A 374-nucleotide genomic window follows, 5' to 3' on the forward strand; every position below is an offset into this window, starting at 1 on the left:
TAAATGGACTGATTTATTTTGGATTCTATTTGTGATTTTGACATGCATCTATATAGGAAACCGTGATTTACTTCCTCTTAATCATCAAGAATTTTCTCTTCGTGGTAGTTTCTGGGGATTTGTACTTGCATTATATCACTTACTATTCATTGATAAATTTGTTATCTCTAATCGGAAGTAAAACGATACTAAGTAAAAACTCAATTTCAGGAGAAAATAAAGTAAATCACCCCACAATAAAACGCATAGTATCAAGGTTCTTCAACACCTAATATTATGCGTTTTTTGATCCTAAAGACTTTTCCCTATTCTTTTTTATTTTGATGTATAGTCCAGATAAAGACAATTCAAATTAGATTACGTCTATCTATTTA

General features: G+C 29.4%; 1 protein-coding gene. It reads left to right on the forward strand.

Features of this window, described 5'->3' with window-relative positions:
• Window positions 1–181, forward strand: a 181-nt coding sequence (locus HMPREF2893_RS11115; RefSeq protein ID WP_083312220.1) for a hypothetical protein, incomplete at its 5' end; no start/stop codon positions are given.
• Between the last annotated feature and the right edge of the window lie 193 nt (window positions 182–374).

It is taken from the genome of Streptococcus sp. HMSC072C09 (genome assembly GCF_001813105.1).
Taxonomy (GTDB): Bacteria; Bacillota; Bacilli; order Lactobacillales; family Streptococcaceae; genus Streptococcus.